This is a genomic window from Microcoleus sp. PH2017_05_CCC_O_A, assembly GCF_020738785.1.
Taxonomy (GTDB): domain Bacteria; phylum Cyanobacteriota; class Cyanobacteriia; order Cyanobacteriales; family Microcoleaceae; genus Microcoleus.
Map to the genome: position 1 here is coordinate 1 of NZ_JAEQCB010000027.1, position 14,784 is coordinate 14,784.

A 14,784-nucleotide genomic window follows, 5' to 3' on the forward strand; every position below is an offset into this window, starting at 1 on the left:
TGCCGAAGCCTCTTCTTTTGGGAGAAGATTCTTGTGTAGCTTGCGGGTAATCCTCTACCCATTTCAGGGTTAGTTTCTACCCAACGAATCGCACTCCAGGTCTGAACCCATATTGGTTCGGTTCAAATCGCGCTTCCCATTCTGGTTCTAATGCCAGTTTAACAAGCGCCTGCAATGCCCGGTCTTTCATTGTTGGGATTCCTAAAGGTCGCTTCTCTTCTGTACCAGGCTTGGGAATCCATACTCGCCTGGTTGGGCTGACCTTTGAACTCAGGTTTATATTACCTATTAGGTCAAGGCGTTGCTTTGGGGTTAGTGATTTGACACCATCCACACCTGCCGTCTTTTTTCCTTTGTTATCCTGAGTAACCCTACGAACCGCTAAGCATTTTGCAGCCCAGGACTTCATCAACAACTTTTGGAGTCTGCGAAGCGCCTTAATATCACCACGATTGGCGGCTTGATAGATTCTTTTCTGCAACTTGAACACAACTCTTTCCAGCTTTCGCCAAGGAGTCTTGTTCCATTCATACATCGGTTTTACCGTGCTCATGACTTTTATATTGCTACTGGAGGCTCTATCTTCCGAGACACCGTGGGTCTGTCTGCATATCTCCCTCGTTACAGGGGAGCTTTCGCTTTTGACCCAATCTCTCCTTGCCGTTGCATCCGGTTAGCACCTACTCTGAAAATCGACTTTTCCAGAGAGCAAACGGTAGGTTATTTCGTTCCTGTTCGTCTTTGTTTAGAGCTTTTAGGGTGGTACTTTCCACCGGGTTTATTACAGAGTGCTTGGTTGGTCAAACAAACAATTGCCAACCCTGTGGTAAATTGAAGGTAGAATCCCTTTATTACCAATCCTTGCCCTTTTGGGACTCCCAGCGTATCAACCTGTTTCGCTGGTTATCTCTCACGATGGTTCGGATGTACCTTTGCTTTTGCTACCCATAAACTCCTGCTCAACGGGATTCTAGAATAGGTTTTCCAGTTACCGCTTTTTCACCCCGCTTTACGGATTGATGGCTAATCGCTACCGTAGGGGTGATGCTTTCACCGCAGCACCAGCGGGATGGGACTTGAACAGTGTTCTCACCCACAAGACGAACAAGTTGTCATCTAACAAGGGATTAAAGTGCGAACTCAATCCATATTGGATTACCTTATTAGAGCCTGAATTCCCCCCATTTCTGGGTTTCTTCAGAACGAAACGCACGTTCGATTTGGAAGTATAGGATTCCTCTTGCTCTATTACCTTTATTCCAACCAATTCAGCTTTGTATTTCAACATTTCAATTAGCCGAGCATGAGGAATATTGACAAAGTTTTGATTGGTTCTCTTGCCTAAATTAATCTCATTTTGACCTTGTACGTTTTTGCCAATTACTAGCATCCCTATCTTTTGTGATGCGAGCAGATTGATTATCTGGCGACTGGTATGATGCAAGTAATTATCAACTTTTTGATGGCGGCAACGAGTTAGGCGCCCAAGACGTGATGACGAGCAGCGGTTTCCTTTTAATTGAGATTGCAGTTGTGCTTTACGTTTGTTGTAGAATTGATTAATTGATTTGAGTGGTCGCCCGTTTATCAGTAAAGGGACAAACCCCGGCTGATTTGAAGTTAGCGCTACTAAATTATTCAATCCTAAATCGATACTACCTACTAATTCTTTTTTGTTTTCGATGGTGGGCTCCGGCTGAGTACAGGCATTGTAAATTACCTCAATTACATAGGAATCACATTTTGGCACTAATCTAATTTGACAAATTTTCTCTGGTTTGACCTGGGTTTTAATTAAAATATTAGTACCGGAAAGCTTGATAATTCCTTTCTTGAGTTCCTTGCTACTAATGGCTTGAATCGTATAGACTAGAATATTCCGACCCTTGACTTTATCTTTGTACTTCGGTAATTTCGGGCGACCGCTAAATTTTGTGGGGTTATTTTTGTAAGCTTTGACTGCTTCAAAAAAAGACTTCCAATTTTTGTCTAATATCATTAATATTTGTTGACTTACCTTGGCTGGCAATTCTTTGTATGCTTGATGAGATTTCATCAAACGATTCATTTCGTTGTAATTGATATAACCCCATCCGTAAACAAAACTTTGACGGATAATGTAGTTAGCGGCGTTATACAAATTTTTGGATTTAAAGGCTAGTACATCAATTTCAATAAAACGGTGTTCGGTGGATTTAATGATGTGTCTCTCTGCTAGTTGCATTTAGACTCTCCATTTTTTAACGATCGCTATAATTCTCGCTTGTTGACCTTCTGACTATATGATACTACCATTGCTTACTATTGCTTGCAAACTTAATGAAGTTTTATAATACCATTTTGGATTTGGGATTTTTAAGTTTTCCGTAAGGTGTGTCGCCATAGCCAATCTTCAAAAAAGACCGACAATCTAATAGCGACGCACCAGGGAGCTTCAACAGTTATAAGACAACCCTCAGTGTGAGATTGTCGATTGAATATAAAAATTGTTGATGGCGACACACCCTAAAAATCTTTCCCTTTTCCCTTTTCCCTTTTCCTTCTTCCGACTTCCCTCGGACTTCTATCAATTAAACATCCGCCGGATTGAGGTGCATCATCGCCCAAGTCGTGTAAGTGCCGATCGGACTCCAGAGTATGTAAGGCAGCAATAACAAGGTCGCTGATTCAGAAGCAGCCAACACGCTCAAAGCTAGCAGCACGCTTAAAATTGCGCCAGTTCCGCCGATTATCGTACCGACTTTGAGGCTCCTAACTTTGCACATAACCGACGTATAAGACATAGTTACTATTTCTAAAAGCAGGTACAAACCCATTCTCAACCAAGTCTCCTGAGTTCCCGGTGCTTGCTCCCAAACAATCACTGCTGACCAAGCTCCACAAATAAAAATTACTGTCCAAATTATAGGAATTGCTGCTTCAATTTTTAGCCATCTCGGACGCACTAATCGGTTGAACCATTGGATGTCACTGGTCGAAATTCTGTTAATCGCCAAAGCTACTATCAAGACGACTGCTCCAATTACCATCCATGATTTAATCATTTCTCTACCTTTAGCTAGATTAACTGTTTCAATTAAACCTATATTTTAGGTAATTCCGAGGCAAAGCACATCTCTCTCCAGTCTTAAATTGATAATTGCAAGGTAAATTAGGCTGTTCAACAGTTGACAGTTGACAGTTGACAGTTGACAGTTGGAGAGCGACCTCTACCTATAAGTCCTAGGAATGAAACAGTGAATAATTTTGTTTTATTTCTCCCTCGAAGGAGGAGGCTCTAAACCCATTCTTCTTGGTTAAAAACAGCAAGTTTATTGCCTTCACAATCCCGGAAACATAACCTAATTATGTAGGGTGCGCGACGCGCACCTTACCGCGACAAGTAGCGCTTAGCCTTGCAAATCAATCCGCTAGCCGAGCCGGTGATGGTGTTCTAATTCTAAACTAGAGTCATCATCTTTTCTGGGAACCAGAAGCGTATTTTCACTGCTCGGTTGCAACACAGCTTTAATTACTTGGAGAAAACGGTTGGGTTTTTTAGTTTGGCCGTTGAGTGTGCGACGATCTTTAACTTTTTGAGAAAGGTGTCGCATCACAGATAAATCGAGTTCATCGATGAAATGATCTGCTATACGTTCTCCCATTAAATCAATAGCTTCTGAATACTGATCTGTCAGCATTTCTATGGCATCGTATGCTTCATCAGCAACTTGACTTGCTACTGTTTTATTTTGATCCCCTGATGTCTGAGAATGGCTGCGGCGCCGGTCTAAAAGACTTTGATACTCAGCAACACTCATTCCCAAATTGTAGAGGTGATGGTGAGCGTGATCCATCAAATCTACTTCACTAGGATAGAAGAAACCGCGAGTGCTGTTGATGCCGTGCAGTTTTGCCCAACGCCGCAGAATAGTCTCATCTTGTAGTTGGTATCGCTCCAACATTTGAGCTGTATTCAGCTCCACTTCTGGCGTAACTTTGAAATCGCTCATCGGTAAATCCTCACTGGTGAATAGATGAATACACTTGAAACTTAAAATCAGTAGTTTGGGCGCAGTCTGAAATGACGATAAATCCTTTGACGGCATTCAGAGAAGTCTTGGGGGCATTTGCTAGCCGTCGATCGAGTCAGAGGATTTCAGGGTAGCGTAGTATTGGGCTTGGTCTCGATCGCATTCGGGAGCAACTGCACAGGGTTAATAATATAGCTGATTTGCTGTTTCAACAACCATTAAAAATAGTAAACTTTGCTTTTTTGGCTTGAATTGTTAGTAATTTTGAGTTATAATACTCACTGTTACCGTGCAATTAGTAATTTTAGTAGTTGCAAGCGAGATTCTTAGTATGCCTGTATACGATTATTTTTGTCCCACAAACAACCAGCAGTTAGAAGTTTCGCACAGCATGAACCTGGAAGTTTCGACTTGGGCCCAACTATGCGAGTTGGCTAAGTGCGAACCCGGGGATACTCCTGGAGATACTCCGGTACGCCGAATGCTGAGCGCTCCGAGGTTGATGAAGCCGACATCCGACACTGATTACAAAAATCAGGGTTTCAGCAAGTATGTGAAGCGAGATGAAGGGGTTTATGAAAATGTCACGGCTAAAGATGGTGAAAGCCGTATTATCAATCGAGAAGGTAAGCCGCTGAAAGACTGAGAATCCACAATCACTAAGTTCGTAGTGAGGACTTCAGTCCTTCTTAAAAGTTCGTAGTGAGGACTTCAGTCCTTCTTAAAAGTTCGTAGTGAGGACTTCAGTCCTTCTTAAAAGTTCGTAGTGAGGACTTCAGTCCTTCTTAATTTTTAAGTTTAGCAGGACTAAAGTCCTTACTACAAACCTGATAAGATTATTTACCAAACCAATCACTCATTTTCTGCTGTGCTTGTGCTTTAGTTTCAGCATTAATGTATACTGAAACAGTCGCTATCGCCGCCAGCAACACCCCCAAATCATCTGTAAATCCGACACCGACTAATATATCTGGAATCGCATCAACCGGAGATATAAAATAGGTCAAAGCTCCCACAACAACGGTTTTAGCCCAAGCCGGTACGTTGGGATTTTGAGCAGTGTAATAAAGCGTCAAAGCTTTTTCAACTACTTCTCGGCCAGCGCTTAAAGCAAATTTTTTAAGTTTTGCCCAAAAACTTTCATCGGAATAATCTGGTTGCGGATTGCTGAGGTTTATGGTGGTTCTTTTGGGGTCGATTAAATCGAGAGGAATGCCCTTATTTTTGAGCTGGGAAACGGCAGTATTAAATGATGCTGATGCTTGATTTTTTTTGGGCGCAGCCTCCTGTATTTGTTTCATGTCTGCGATGAATTCTTGCATGGCTTGAATTTGCAAATCGGAAACTGCGAGCATTTTTTTCGCGGATTGAATCGCCTCGCTTTCTGTGGGATGCAGGGTATTATTTGCCAAAGCAATGCCGATCAAAAAATACATGACTCCCAAGCGCAGCGGTTCTTTTGACTGACTGAGAGTTTGCAAACAGTCGCCCAGAGATGGTGGAGTCGCTGTGTAGGATTGGATTTGAGCCTTGGCTGAATCCGAAAACTTGTCTAAATTTATGGTTTTAAAGAACAAATTTAGTTCGTCAATATCAACAGAACCGTCGGCGGCTGCGATCGCAAATAAAGAACCGTAAAAAGCTAAAAGTTCGGTTTCTGAAGATGTAGCAAAAATATCTTGTTCGGACATGATGCAACTGGGATCGCTCGCGACGATCTCGATCGTACCACAAACCTGACCTCGAATCTTCGCAAAAACCGGCAATAATCTTAAAAGCTAGGACAAAATGGAGAATTTTTGATGAAAGTTGCGATCGTCGGGTGCGGCTATGTGGGTACTGCGACAGCCCGACATTTACGCGGTAAATCTGATTGTACCGTGACGGCGACAACTACGACGGCGAGCCGAGTTAGTGAATTGGAGGGTGTCGCCCAGCGGGTAGTTGTGCTTAAGGGAAATGATGCAGGTGCGATCGCGAGTTTACTGCAAGATCAAGATGCTGTTATGCTGTGCGTCGGTGCTCGAAATGCTGATGCTTACCGGGAAAGTTACTTAGAGACTGCGACAACTTTGGTATCGGTTTTACAGCAGACACCGAAAGTCAAGCAGGTGATTTATACGGGTACTTATTCTGTGTACGGCGACTGTCAAGGTAAACTGGTAGATGAAGAATCGCCCGTCGCGCCCGCCAATCCCAACGGTGAAATTCTCGCCGAAACCGAACGAGTTTTATTAGCAGCATCGAATCCAAACCTGCAAGTTTGCATTCTCCGTTTGGGTGGCATTTACGGGCCCGGGCGAGAATTAGTTAAAATCTTTGGACGTTGGGCTGGGACAACTCGTCCGGGCGCCGGGGAAGATGCGACAAATTGGGTGCATCGAGATGATATTGTTGGGGGATTGACCTTTGCATTGGACAATCGATTGCAGGGGATTTACAATTTAGTCGGGGATGTGTCGCTATCCAGTCGCGAATTAGTCGATCGCATTTTTGAAACTCACAATCTACCGAAAGCTACTTGGGATACATCTGTGAGCAGCGTGCGGCCTTATAATGCGAGGGTATCGAATCAAAAAATTAAGGCGGCTGGCTATCAGTTTATCCATCCTGAAATTAGTGAGTTTTAATTATCTAAATTTAGATCGTGTCCGCCGTTATAAAGTTCGTAGTGAGGACTTTAGTCCTCATAGTTTAAAGAGGACTAAAGTCCTTACTACAAACCTATTTTATCGTGCTACTGACTGCGGACACGATCTTGCCAACTCGCCACAATAAAAGCCAGTTTGTCCGTAATTCCTGATGCTATATTTTCCCTTTAACCCAAGTCCTAAAAGATTTCAGCAAAGCAATTTCCCCCATCGTTTGAGTGCGAGTGAAAAAAATAGCCATTTCCGCTGCTGATACAAAGGGAAAAGCAATACTAAAGTCGCGCTCAATATATTCTGTTTCTACCAACTGATAAAATTTCAAAACTCGCCCGTTATATAGCCAGAGTTCCGGGACTCCAAGTGCTGAGTAAATGGCAAACTTATTAATTGAACTGCTGGTAATATCTATTTCAATGGCTAAATCTGGCGGTGGGGCAGTTTCTAAGTCTAGTTCTTGCCTACCTCTAACTGCTGGTTCATTTGGGATATAATAACAGTTATCTGGTTCTATGCCTTTTTTAGCATTTTTGAGTTTGAGAGTAGTTGAGCCAGCACTTTTAATTTCAATGTCGAGTTCTTCTGCTAAAGCAATGATGAAATTACCGAAATTGCTCTTGTAGTTCTCATGTTCAAATAATGGCGCCATAATTTCCAGTCTCCCTTCATCGTAAGCTATGCGATAACCTCGCTTATCGCCTATTTCTTTGAGCAAGGTTTCAAAGGTTGACCAGCTAATATTTTCTAGCAGGGTTCTCTGTTCGGCTAAACTTGAAGTGGTAGCAATCATCTCAAAATCTCCTTGAGCTGAGAAAACTCTGGTTTTATTGTAGCACGGGCAAAGTTAGTTCCAGCGATTTTTGAAGTTCTCCTGATGCTGTAAATGTTTGGGCTGCCAACAGTGCAGTCTCTAAATTCACACACATTTTGGCGGAATAATTGCCTTCTTGTCCGCCGACAACTAGCTTTTCTATTGCATCTGGTTTTGATGGCTCTACTAAATTATAGAAGCTAACGTTATCAAAAGTTATGTTAACAATATATTTGCCGAATTCACCACCACCAATGCTCATATAAGACTCGTCATCTGCACCCAAGGTAACTAAAGTTTTAGTTTTCCCATTCAACTCGCGAATGGCTTGTTCTATTTGATTCCAAGTAGGACTTTTTATTAAATTACCTTCATCCTGGTTGCCAACCCAATTTTCTGCTGACAGGTTTAATACAAACATTATTGCCTCCTTGTATTTGGCGGTTTAATGGTTATTGTCTTACTTCCACTGGGAGTAATAATTTCTAATTCTTCTATATTTAACTGCCAAGCCATAGAGTTTACTCCACCTCTTAAGCCGCAGGCGGCACAAAGTTCACGATCGCAAATCAAACGTGCTTTACCTCCTCTAATTCCCGCATCGGCTGCTTGTTGAAAAGCATCGGCTTCAGCGTGGGTTTTGGTGATAGGATTGACATTAAAGGTTATTTGCCGACGATTGGGGTTGCTGCCAGAGTTGATGCCAAAAAAACTTTTACCCGCTATTTCTACTTTAGCTATGGTTGATTTATCGGTTTCGCTGCCAGCCGGTGGTAAACCTAGGCTTTGTCTATATGCACCTAGTTCATCTAACACACTTTATATTTTTGCCTTTCCTTTGGGTTGACAGCCCAATTTTACCATGTTACGTTCTGGTTTTGGGATTTGGGATTGCGAATCTGAGATTTATCATATTACTAGGGGGTGGGCAAAAGCCCACCTCACCAAATTACCCCATCATCTCACCAAAAAAGTCGATCGTCTCTTTCAACGCTTTGACAAACACATCAATCTCCTCATAGGTATTGTAAAAATACACACTCGCCCGTGCAGTAGATGAAATGTTCAAATAGCGGTGCAAAGCTTGCGTGCAGTGATGCCCGGAACGAATCGCGACGCCCTCCTGATCCAACATCGTAGACAAGTCTTGAGGGTGAAGTTCTCCGGCGCTAAAGGATGCTAGCGCTGCTCTACCTTCGCCGTTGCTGTCTGGTTGTGGCCCGTAAATCTTGATCTGGGGAATTTGCCGCAATTGTTGGAAGAGATAAGCTGTCAAGTCGGCTTCGCAGGCGTGAATCTGCTCCATGCCTATGTTACTAAGATAGTCGATCGCAGCACCAAGGGCGATCGCCTCACCGATTGCCGGAGTCCCCGCCTCAAACTTGTGCGGCAAATCAGCATAGGTGGAATATTCGAGAAACACATCAGCAATCATCTCGCCGCCGCCGAAAAACGGAGGCATTTCTCTCAGCAAGTTTAGTTTACCGTACAGAAAACCGATACCAGTCGGAGCGCACATTTTGTGGCCGGAAGCAACCAGCCAATCGCAATCCATTGCTTGCACGTCTACTACCATGTGCGGCACGCTTTGGCAAGCATCAATTAAAACTTTGGCGCCGAAACTGTGGGCAATTTTGCATATTTCTTTGACTGGATTGATGCAGCCTAAAGTATTGGAAACGTGAACCACAGATACCAACTTAGTTTTGTGGGAAACCAGCGTTTTAAACTGTTCCAAATCAAACTCGTAAGTTGCAGTCAACTCTACAAACTTTAACACCGCACCAGTTTTTTGAGCAATCATTTGCCAGGGAACGAGATTGCTGTGGTGTTCCATCACCGACAGGATAATTTCATCTCCCGCTTGCAGATTGCTTAAACCCCAAGAATAAGCAACTAAATTAATTGCTTCCGTGGCGTTGCGAGTGTAAACAATTTCTTGTCGCGATGCTGCATTGATAAATGCTGCAACTTTGTCTCTCGCACCTTCGTAAGCATCAGTTGCTTTGGCGCTGAGAGTGTGGGCGCCGCGGTGGACGTTGGCATTGTATTGTTCGTAGTAATCGCGCCAAGCGTTGAGTACAGCTAGGGGTTTTTGGGAAGTCGCTGCGTTGTCTAAATAAATTAGCGGTTTACCGTTGACTTTTTGCGTCAAAATGGGGAAGTCGGCGCGAACTTTTGAGGCTAGAGTTTTTTCTTGAATAAGTGTCATATTTTCTGAGTTAACAATGAGAAGTTATTTTTTTGCAAGATTAGGGCGCAATTCCATTTTAAACGATTTTTTGCATCAATAGGTACGTTGTTGGGCTTTAGCCCTTTTTATATATGTCTAAAGAGGGCTAAAGCCCAACAACGTACTTTAATTAATTCCGCTTTTTGGCTGCGGACTGAAGTCCGCACTACAAACGAATCTTACTGCGGTTAATTGATCGGACACGGCTTTGAGGGGGAAAAGTCAATTTGGATTTTGGGATTTGAAAATCCAAAAGCCTTTCGAGTCTAACTAGAGCTTTTCTCTAAAAGATGAGGTATGACTGACAGCTTATATAATACACTAAGAGGGCTAAAGCCCAACAACGTACCTCACCTATCTGAGAAGGGCTATAATCTTGATAAATCAAGACACCACCTACAAAATTTGACTAATCTTTCACTGGCCGCATTGTCGGGAACATTACGGCATCTCGGATGCTTTGAGTATTAGTTAAAAGCATCACCAATCTATCTACGCCGATGCCCATTCCCGCACAATTCGGCATTCCCAAAGATAGCGCTTGGATGAAGTCTTCATCCATGGGATGCGCTTCGTCGTCGCCTGCGTTTTTCTGCGCTAGCTGTTCTTCAAAGCGCTTTCTTTGCTCTTTCGGATCGTTCAATTCTGAGAAGCCGTTCGAGTATTCTGTGCCATTAATAAATAGCTCGAAACGTTCGACAAATCCCGGTTTGCTGCGGTGTCCTTTGGCTAGAGGACTGACTTCGACGGGATAGTCGATGATGAATGTCGGTTGAATTAGTTTGGGAACAACTAATTTGTCAAAAACTGCGTACAAGACGTAGCCTAAACTTTGTTGTTCTAACTTTGACAGATGCAGTTCTAGCTTGCTTGCAGAGCCGATCGCACTTTCCAAGTCCAAACTGTCAAAATCCAGCCCAAACTCGTCTCTGACAGCTTCCACCATCGTTTTAACTTGCCAGTGTTTGCCGCTAAAACCGGGATATTTGTCGCTGTAGTCGAACTTGCGCTCTAAACTGATGGTTTCTCCCTGATTTTCAATTTCCACGACATCTCCAAAGACAGCCGCCGCCGCAAAACACATCACATCTTCGACAACTGTTAAAATGTCGAACACATCTGCATAAGCTTGGTAAACTTCTAAGGAGGTAAACTCGGGATTGTGAGTGCTGTCAATACCCTCATTTCTAAAGGCTTTTCCTAGTTCAAATACTCGCTCAAAACCGCCGCAAATAGCTCTTTTTAAGAACAGTTCCGGTGCCACTCGCAAATATAAGTCTACTTCCAAAGCATTGTGGTGCGTCATGAACGGCTTAGCAGCAGCACCACCGTAAATAGCTTGGAGTGTCGGTGTTTCTATTTCGTAAAAATCTGCTTTCCAGAGATAGGAACGGATGCTTTGAACGATGCGGCTGCGGAGCATGAAACGGTTGAGCGCATCTTGGTTGCTAGCCAAATCCATTTCGCGGTGGCGGCGGCAAACTTCGGGGTCGTTAATGCCGTAATAAGCATCGGGAAATTGGATTGTAGCTTTTGATAAAAGGGTGAATTCCCGCACTAAAATAGAAAGTTCTCCCCGTGGCGTGCGGCAGCCAATACCTTGGACGCCGACAAAATCGCCGATATCAAGCAATTTTTTAATTTGTTCAAAGCTCAAACCGACTTCACCGGTGACGATTGCTTTCTCGATTTTGAGTTGAATTTTGTCTGTGGCGTCTTTTAAATCGATGAAACCAATTTTGCCGCTGTCTCGCTTGGAAATAATCCGGCCTGCTAATCGCAGGGAAATTTCTTCGGGATCGCTTTCTCCATTGGCGAGTTCTTTTCCCGGCTGACTAAATATTTCGCGAACTTGTTGGGCTGTGTGCGATCGCGCGTAGGATTGGCTAGGATACGGTTCTATGCCTTGCGATCGCAGTTCGTCTACTTTTTGACTGCGGACTTCGGCTTCACTCAGAGTCATTACTTATTGCCTGGTTAAAATTACCAATATCTTACATCTTGCACTATTCTCGTGCTGGCGCTTCGGGCGGGCTCGCCTGCTCACCCCACCAGAAAATTCACTCTTTGTGGGACAAGCATCTTGCCTGTTCCTGACCAAGCTGCAAAATGTGAGAAACACTAGACTTTATCATAACCGCGCAACAGGGATGAATTTTTCAAACAACTAAGATACACTTGCGATCGTCAGGCGTGCCTTAACTGTTGACTAACATCTGCGATCGCAACCGCCACATCCGGCGCAGACGTAAATAATCTCACAAAAAAAAACTAAACTCCTTACAGATAAACGGTTTGATTCCCACTCTCAACTGCCAACTGTCAACTGCCAACTGCCAACTGCCAACTGCCAACTGCCAACTACCAACTGTCAAAGCGGGCGAAACCTTAAAAAATTAAGTTGTCTGTCGATCGCAAGTGGTGAGATGATATGTAGTGCAGCCTCACGGCAGTTCCACAGAAACTGAACAGCAGAGACGCGGGCGATCGAACTCGACTCATCGCACCTCTGCCACAATCGACCACACATATCATGTCCGGTCGATCGATCGTACTATTTGGGTCGGGGCGGGTTTACTAAAACTCTGGTTTTCATTGGGGATTATTGGTGAACCCGCCCCTACAAGAATTACGATCGATTGACCCGATATGATATCACACACACTCTCTCTTAACATATAAAAACCAGAATTATGGCTGTTGCAACTCAATCACTCGAAGAACTCTGCATCAACTCTATCCGCTTTCTCGCCATCGATGCGGTAGAAAAAGCAAAATCAGGACACCCGGGACTGCCGATGGGCGCTGCTCCTATGGCCTTCGTGCTGTGGGATCGGTTTATGCGGTTCAACCCCAAAAACCCCAAGTGGTTCAATCGCGATCGCTTCGTCCTCTCGGCCGGACACGGCTGTATGCTACAGTACGCCCTCATGCACTTGACCGGCTACGATAGCGTCAGCCTCGACGACATCAAGCAATTCCGTCAGTGGGAATCCAAAACCCCCGGACACCCAGAAAACTTTGTCACCGAAGGCGTAGAAGTTACTACAGGCCCTCTGGGACAAGGCATTGCTAACGCCGTCGGTTTGGCAATGGCAGAAGCTCACCTCGCTGCCAAGTTTAACAAGCCCGGTAACACCATTGTTGACCACTACACCTATGTCATCATGGGTGACGGCTGCCACATGGAAGGCATTTCCGGCGAAGCTTGTTCCTTGGCTGGACACCTCGGACTCGGCAAATTAATTGCCCTGTACGATGACAATCACATTTCCATTGAAGGCGACACTAGCTTGGCCTTTACTGAAGATGTCGGCAAGCGTTTTGAAGCTTACAACTGGCACGTTATTACAGTAGACAATACTGCTCTAGACAACGATACTAACCTAGAAGCAGTTCACAAAGCTATTGAAGAAGCGAAAAAAGTCACGGACAAACCGTCCATGATTAAAGTCCGCACCATCATTGGTTACGGTTCTCCCAACAAGCGCAATTCTTACAGTTCTCACGGTGCTGCTTTGGGTACCGATGAAGTGAAAGCAACTCGCGATTTCTTGAAGTGGGAATACGCACCGTTTGAAATTCCTAGCGATGCTTTGTCACACTTCCGCAAAGCAGTTGAACGCGGCGCTCAATCTGAGCAAGAATGGAATCAAGCTTTTGCTGATTATAAAGCAAAATATCCCGCAGAAGCAGCGGAATATGAGCGCACCGTTGCTGGCACACTTCCCGAAGGTTGGGATAAAGTTCTCCCGACTTACAAGCCGGAAGATAAGGCAGATTCCAGCCGGAATCATTCTGGAAAATGTTTGAATGCTTTGGCTGCTGTCCTACCTGAATTGATCGGCGGTTCCGCTGACTTGGCATCTTCTAACATGACTTTGCTCAAGGGTGAAAAAGATTTCCAAAAAGGTCAATACGAAGGACGCAATCTGCGGTTTGGTGTGCGGGAACACGCTATGGGCGCGATCGCCAATGGTATGCTCCTCCACGGTGGCTTAATACCTTACTGCGCCACATTCTTGGTATTTGCCGACTATATGCGCGGCGCAATTCGCCTCTCCGCACTCTCCGAAGCCGGAGTCATCTATGTCATGACTCACGACTCCGTAGCCTTGGGCGAAGACGGCCCCACCCACCAACCAGTCGAAACCATCGCTTCCCTGCGCGCCATCCCCAATTTATTGGTAATGCGCCCTGCGGATGGAAACGAAACATCCGGTGCTTACAAGGTGGCAGTTGAAAGCCCCAAACGCCCCACTTTGATGGCTTTGTCTCGTCAAAACTTGCCCAATTTGGCCGGAAGCTCGATCGAAGGAACAGCCAAAGGCGCTTACACTTTGTCAGACGACGGCGGTACTCCCGACATCATTTTGATCGGCACCGGTGGCGAAACATACCTCTGCGTTGATGCCGCTGAAAAATTGCGCGCCGCCGGCAATAAAGTCCGCGTCGTTTCGATGCCTTGCTGGGAATTGTTCGACTTGCAAGATGCCGCTTACCGCGAATCTGTACTACCAAAAGCTGTTACCAAACGGTTAGCAGTTGAAGCAGCTTCTAGCTTCGGCTGGGGACGTTATTTGGGTTCCGAAGGCGACAGCATCAGCATCGACACCTTCGGCGCTTCTGCACCAGGCCCCGTTGCTCTAGAAAAGTTTGGCTACACCGTTGATAATGTCGTAGCTAAGGCTAAAGCGCTGTTGGGTTAATCAATAGCAGCAGCATAATTTTGGATGGGGCGGGCTTGGGGCTCGCCCCTTTTTTTATGGGTGAAGGAAGAAGGAAGACGGAAGAAGGAAGACGGAAGAAGGAAGAAGGAAGACGGAAAAAGATAAAACTTCAACCCGCGGAGGCGGGTTTTGTTTGTGTAGCCGCGAATGACCTTCGCCCGGTCTTCTGTAGATTTTTGAATTTTGAGATAACTTATAAGTTATTGGGTTAAATTTTCCATTCCCCATTACCCATTCCCAATTACCAATTACCAATTCCCAATTCCCAATTCCCGATTCCCCATTACCCATTTCTTTATCATGTGGACTGTTTTAAATAACCTCTTATTCATCGGGAATTACATTCCTC

Annotated in this window: 13 protein-coding genes and 1 pseudogene; 4 read left to right on the top strand and 10 right to left on the bottom strand. The window is 44.6% G+C overall.

The features are described 5' to 3' along the window. Window positions 1-94: 94 nt before the first annotated feature. The 4 genes and pseudogenes from JGK20_RS08350 to JGK20_RS08365 all read right to left on the bottom strand — a co-directional run. Window positions 95-535: pseudogene (locus tag JGK20_RS08350) on the bottom strand (reverse transcriptase N-terminal domain-containing protein); the annotation flags it as partial. Window positions 536-1,030: 495 nt separating this feature from the next. Further along, window positions 1,031-2,224, bottom strand: coding sequence for a transposase (locus JGK20_RS08355; RefSeq protein ID WP_293230039.1), 1,194 nt, complete (start codon window positions 2,222-2,224; stop codon window positions 1,031-1,033). Between the two features lie 346 nt (window positions 2,225-2,570). After that, complete coding sequence (locus JGK20_RS08360; RefSeq protein ID WP_293175689.1) at window positions 2,571-3,044, bottom strand: TspO/MBR family protein; 474 nt, start codon at window positions 3,042-3,044, stop codon at window positions 2,571-2,573. A gap of 366 nt (window positions 3,045-3,410) precedes the next feature. Continuing rightward, window positions 3,411-3,992: a hypothetical protein gene (locus JGK20_RS08365; protein WP_293175687.1), complete on the bottom strand. Its 582-nt coding sequence runs from the start codon at window positions 3,990-3,992 to the stop codon at window positions 3,411-3,413. A gap of 352 nt (window positions 3,993-4,344) precedes the next feature. On the opposite strand from JGK20_RS08365, the gene JGK20_RS08370 reads away from it, so the two are divergent. Beyond that, window positions 4,345-4,659: a zinc ribbon domain-containing protein gene (locus tag JGK20_RS08370; protein WP_293189773.1), complete on the top strand. Its 315-nt coding sequence runs from the start codon at window positions 4,345-4,347 to the stop codon at window positions 4,657-4,659. Window positions 4,660-4,849: 190 nt separating this feature from the next. On the opposite strand, the gene JGK20_RS08375 is transcribed toward JGK20_RS08370, so the two are convergent. Next, a complete protein-coding gene (locus tag JGK20_RS08375; protein WP_293211161.1) occupies window positions 4,850-5,704 on the bottom strand; it encodes a DUF1232 domain-containing protein in 855 nt (284 codons plus the stop codon). 111 nt (window positions 5,705-5,815) lie between these two features. On the opposite strand from JGK20_RS08375, the gene JGK20_RS08380 reads away from it, so the two are divergent. Next, on the top strand, window positions 5,816-6,643 hold the full coding sequence (locus JGK20_RS08380) for an SDR family oxidoreductase (protein WP_293230041.1): 828 nt from the start codon (window positions 5,816-5,818) through the stop codon (window positions 6,641-6,643). A gap of 175 nt (window positions 6,644-6,818) precedes the next feature. Here JGK20_RS08380 and JGK20_RS08385 read toward each other — a convergent pair whose 3' ends face one another. The 5 genes from JGK20_RS08385 to lysS form a co-directional block, all read right to left on the bottom strand. Continuing rightward, window positions 6,819-7,451 (bottom strand): Uma2 family endonuclease, encoded by a 633-nt coding sequence (locus JGK20_RS08385; protein ID WP_293204516.1) that lies wholly within the window; start codon window positions 7,449-7,451, stop codon window positions 6,819-6,821. Window positions 7,452-7,485: 34 nt separating this feature from the next. After that, a complete protein-coding gene (locus tag JGK20_RS08390; protein ID WP_293230044.1) occupies window positions 7,486-7,893 on the bottom strand; it encodes an Imm1 family immunity protein in 408 nt (135 codons plus the stop codon). After that, complete coding sequence (locus JGK20_RS08395) at window positions 7,893-8,288, bottom strand: deaminase (RefSeq protein ID WP_293204510.1); 396 nt, start codon at window positions 8,286-8,288, stop codon at window positions 7,893-7,895. The genes JGK20_RS08390 and JGK20_RS08395 overlap by 1 nt, the downstream gene beginning before the upstream one ends. Window positions 8,289-8,421: 133 nt before the next feature. Beyond that, window positions 8,422-9,684 (bottom strand): SufS family cysteine desulfurase, encoded by a 1,263-nt coding sequence (locus tag JGK20_RS08400; RefSeq protein ID WP_293230047.1) that lies wholly within the window; start codon window positions 9,682-9,684, stop codon window positions 8,422-8,424. A 430-nt stretch (window positions 9,685-10,114) separates the two neighbouring features. Then, the gene (gene lysS / locus JGK20_RS08405) at window positions 10,115-11,668 is read right to left on the bottom strand and encodes a lysine--tRNA ligase (protein ID WP_293175673.1); all 1,554 of its coding nucleotides are present in this window, start codon (window positions 11,666-11,668) and stop codon (window positions 10,115-10,117) included. 473 nt (window positions 11,669-12,141) lie between these two features. Here lysS and JGK20_RS08410 point away from each other — a divergent pair, with 473 nt between their 5' ends. Together JGK20_RS08410 and tkt are read left to right on the top strand one after the other, a co-directional pair. Continuing rightward, the gene (locus tag JGK20_RS08410; RefSeq protein WP_293175671.1) at window positions 12,142-12,348 is read left to right on the top strand and encodes a hypothetical protein; all 207 of its coding nucleotides are present in this window, start codon (window positions 12,142-12,144) and stop codon (window positions 12,346-12,348) included. 50 nt (window positions 12,349-12,398) lie between these two features. Beyond that, window positions 12,399-14,414, top strand: a complete 2,016-nt coding sequence (gene tkt, locus JGK20_RS08415) for a transketolase (protein ID WP_293204501.1) — start codon at window positions 12,399-12,401, stop codon at window positions 14,412-14,414. Window positions 14,415-14,784 lie beyond the last annotated feature (370 nt).

Excerpts from the sequence above, each read along its gene's own strand:
- tkt (WP_293204501.1), top strand. The coding sequence starts at position 12,399 with ATGGCTGTTGCAACTCAATCACTCGAAGAACTCTGCATCAACTCTATC.
- JGK20_RS08355 (WP_293230039.1), bottom strand. The coding sequence starts at position 2,224 with ATGCAACTAGCAGAGAGACACATCATTAAATCCACCGAACACCGTTTT.
- lysS (WP_293175673.1), bottom strand. The coding sequence starts at position 11,668 with ATGACTCTGAGTGAAGCCGAAGTCCGCAGTCAAAAAGTAGACGAACTG.
- JGK20_RS08365 (WP_293175687.1), bottom strand. The coding sequence starts at position 3,992 with ATGAGCGATTTCAAAGTTACGCCAGAAGTGGAGCTGAATACAGCTCAA.
- JGK20_RS08375 (WP_293211161.1), bottom strand. The coding sequence starts at position 5,704 with ATGTCCGAACAAGATATTTTTGCTACATCTTCAGAAACCGAACTTTTA.
- JGK20_RS08380 (WP_293230041.1), top strand. The coding sequence starts at position 5,816 with ATGAAAGTTGCGATCGTCGGGTGCGGCTATGTGGGTACTGCGACAGCC.
- JGK20_RS08390 (WP_293230044.1), bottom strand. The coding sequence starts at position 7,893 with ATGTTTGTATTAAACCTGTCAGCAGAAAATTGGGTTGGCAACCAGGAT.
- JGK20_RS08400 (WP_293230047.1), bottom strand. The coding sequence starts at position 9,684 with ATGACACTTATTCAAGAAAAAACTCTAGCCTCAAAAGTTCGCGCCGAC.
- JGK20_RS08385 (WP_293204516.1), bottom strand. The coding sequence starts at position 7,451 with ATGATTGCTACCACTTCAAGTTTAGCCGAACAGAGAACCCTGCTAGAA.
- JGK20_RS08370 (WP_293189773.1), top strand. The coding sequence starts at position 4,345 with ATGCCTGTATACGATTATTTTTGTCCCACAAACAACCAGCAGTTAGAA.
- JGK20_RS08360 (WP_293175689.1), bottom strand. The coding sequence starts at position 3,044 with ATGATTAAATCATGGATGGTAATTGGAGCAGTCGTCTTGATAGTAGCT.